General features: G+C 67.1%; 1 protein-coding gene and 2 pseudogenes. 1 reads left to right on the top strand and 2 read right to left on the bottom strand.

What is annotated here, in order from left to right; all coding sequences use genetic code 11:
* Positions 1-10 precede the first annotated feature (10 nt).
* Positions 11-802 (bottom strand): annotated as a pseudogene (locus tag E0504_RS43780) (IS5 family transposase).
* A 493-nt stretch (positions 803-1,295) separates the two neighbouring features.
* On the opposite strand from E0504_RS43780, the pseudogene E0504_RS43770 reads away from it, so the two are divergent.
* Positions 1,296-2,402: pseudogene (locus E0504_RS43770) on the top strand (ABC transporter substrate-binding protein); the annotation flags it as partial.
* Here E0504_RS43770 and E0504_RS43765 read toward each other — a convergent pair.
* Positions 2,349-3,139 (bottom strand): integrase core domain-containing protein (locus E0504_RS43765; RefSeq protein WP_306769363.1); only part of this gene is annotated, 791 nt, incomplete at its 5' end. The pseudogene E0504_RS43770 and the gene E0504_RS43765 overlap by 54 nt on opposite strands.

Raw genomic sequence — 3,139 nt, 5'->3', positions numbered from 1 at the left:
AGAGCTTGTCTCACGTGGCCAGTTTCTTCCAGCAGGTGATCGCGGCGGCCAGGCAGAGGAATCCGAGGAAGTTACGGCCGTTGCGTTCGTAGCGGACGGTCAGCCGGCGGTAGCCGTCAAGCCACGCGATCGTTCGTTCGATCTTCCACCTGTGCCGGCCGAGACGTTCGGTGCTCTCCACCCCGCACCGGGCGATACGTACCGCGATACGACGCCTGCGCAGGAAACGACGCAGCTCCGGCTGGTCGTAGGCCTTGTCTGCCCGCAGCTTGTCCGGCCGGCGCCGCCGTGGCCCATGCCGGGAACGGATCGCCGGGATACTCGCGACCAGCGGGATGAGGACCTGGCTGTCATGCAGGTTCGCCGTCGAGACCGCCACAACCAGCGGCAACCCGGCCCCGTCGGTCAGAACATGCAGCTTCGAACCCGCTTTGCCACGATCGACCGGGTTCGGACCGGTCAGCGAGCCCCGCTCGCTCGCACGCTCGCGGAGTCCAGGATCGCCGAGGTTCAGTCCACCGTCCCGGCGGCGCCATGTCGGTCCAGCACCGCCCGATGTACCCGGGGCCATAACCCCACCCGGGTCCAGGCATGGAACCGACGGTGCGCCGTGGGCGCCGACACCCCGAACGACGGCGGTAGATGCCGCCACGCATAGCCCGACCACCGCCGTGAACACCGCTCGCTCGTCCACCGGAGCCGTACCTCCACCCTGCGAACGCGGCGCGAAGGACGGCAACAGAGGCTCCACGAGCTCCCAGAGCTCGTCCGGTACCAACCGGAGACCCTCCTGATGATCGATGCCGCGCGTCCGAGCCGTCCCTACGATGTGCTCCTCGCCGAGTGACGATCCCGGCGACGCTTTGCTCATCTCCGAGGGGTCTCTCGCCCGCGGGTTCAGCCAGACCCTCCGCACGATCAGCGACGGCGTCGAGACATTTGAGTACCTCCGCGAGCCCACCCATCCCCGACCCGATTTGATCATCATGGACCTGAACACGCCACGGATGGACGGGCCGCGAAGCCCTCGGCGTTATCAAACCGATCCGGTGTCGCGCCGGGACAGCGGACGGTGCGCCGGCGACGCGGGAAATGCGCCCGGTGGAGGACTAGCGGTGCCGTCCCGATTCCACGCTACAGCTCACCCAGCTGACGAAATTCAGTAGATATACTAGCCAGGCTGTCGTGTGTAGATTGAATATCTACGAGAACGAAGGTTTGCGTGGCAGCCGATCTGGGATCGGCCCAGTCGGATTGGCGCATCGCCAGCCTCTTTATTGTCCGTGGAGAAAAAGATGTTTCTTGGTAGATTATCGGTGAGGTTATGGGGAGGAGCGGCGGCCGCGGTGCTCGCGGTTGCCGTGACCGGCTGTTCCGCGGGGGGCGGTGGTGGCACGGCGGCGGCCACCGCCTGCGGCAGCCCTGGCGTCACCGCCGACCAGGTGAAGCTCGGCCTCGTGGTCACCGACTCGGGTACCGGCAGCGCCGCGTTCGACTCGGCCCGCTCCGGTGTTGACGCCAGGATCGGGTTGGCCAACCAGGAAGGCGGCATACACGGCCGCCGGATCGTCTACCAGTGGCGTGACGACGCGAACTCCCCATCGCAGAGCGCCAACGTCACCGCGAACCTCGTCCAGCAGGACTCGGTCTTCGGCCTGGTGACGGCCACCTCCGCGCTCGGGGACTCGTTGAATAGCCTTGCCGCGCAGAACATCCCCGTTATCGGCTTCGCCCAGCCGGACTGGGGAAAATACCAGAACTTCTTCACCTATCTGTACGCGGCGTCACCCGAGACCATCGGCCGCTACATCCTGGCCAGCGGGGGGACGAAGGTCGCCTTCCTGACCACGGGGGCGTCGGCGTTCACGCTGCAGGTCATGGCGCGATACCAGGCCGCCTTCCAGGCGATCGGTCTCGGTACGACCGACGCGATCTCCTACACGAGCAGCACCGACAGCCCGGCCCGGGTGGTCCAGCAGATCTCGGCCGCCGGCGCCGACTCCATGATCGGTTTCACGACCTCGTCGGACTTCGCCGCGATCGCGCAGGCCGCCCGGGCGGCACGCCTGGACCTCTCCAGCAGCGTCGCGCTCACCGGGTACGACCACAGCCTGCTGGCCACGCTGGGCCCGGCGCTCGCCGGCGTCTCGTTCCCCGTCTACTTCCGGCCCTTCGAGGCCGGGGGGCCGGCCATCGACCGCTACCGCGCGGCGATGACCCGCTTCGCGCCGGAGACGTTCGTGCCCGAACAGCAGTTCGCCATGCACGCCTACATCTACACCGACATGTTCCTTCGCGGACTCGAACTGGCCGGTCCCTGCCCCACCCGCGAGGGATTCATCAGCGCACTACGGAAGGTCTCCGACTACGACGCGGGCGGCCTGATCGCGCCGATAGACCTCGGTAACAACGCCAGCCAACCGCTCAACTGCTACGCCTTCGTCAAGATCAATCCAGCCGGAGACGCGTTCCAGGTCGTCCACGAACGCCTCTGCGCCAACGGCACGGGCACCTGAAACCTGTCGTTCAGCCTCGCCGCCCCCAGCCGGACGGCATTCGTTGATCATGCCGTCGAGGATGCGTGTGCGACGGACGGTGGAATCCGGCGTCGGGGTGGCCACGGGTGGCGGGTCGGGTGGGTGCTGGCCGAGGGAGCGGTGGGGTCGGTGGGTGTTGAAATGCTTCGCGTAGCTGTCGAGGACTGACGTCAGGTGCCGTTCGGAGATGATCAGCGGCCTGTCGGTGCATTCGCGGCGGGCGGTGCCGACCCGGCGTTCCGTGATCGCGTTCGCCTGCGGGGCTTGAGGGGGTGTGCGTACCACGTCGATGCCGGCTCCGGTGAAGACGGCGTCGAAGGAAGCCGTGAACTTGGTGTCGCGGTCACGGAGGGGGAACCGGAACCGGTGGCCACGTTCGTCGAGGTCCATCAGTAGGTTCCGTGCCTGCTGGGTGACCCACGCTGCGGTCGGGTGCTTCGTGGTCCCGAGAACATGAACGTGGCGGGTGGCGTGTTCGACGACGAAGAACACGTAGATCCGTTGCAGGAACACGGTGTCCACGGTGAAGAAGTCGCAGGCCAGCAGGCTGGAGGCCTGGGCGGACAGGAAGGTGCGCCAGGAGGTGTCGGCCCGGCGGGGTG

Source organism: Parafrankia sp. BMG5.11, assembly GCF_004337455.1.
Note: the sequence above shows the minus strand (reverse complement) of the source record. Positions and strands in the feature narration are given on the sequence as shown.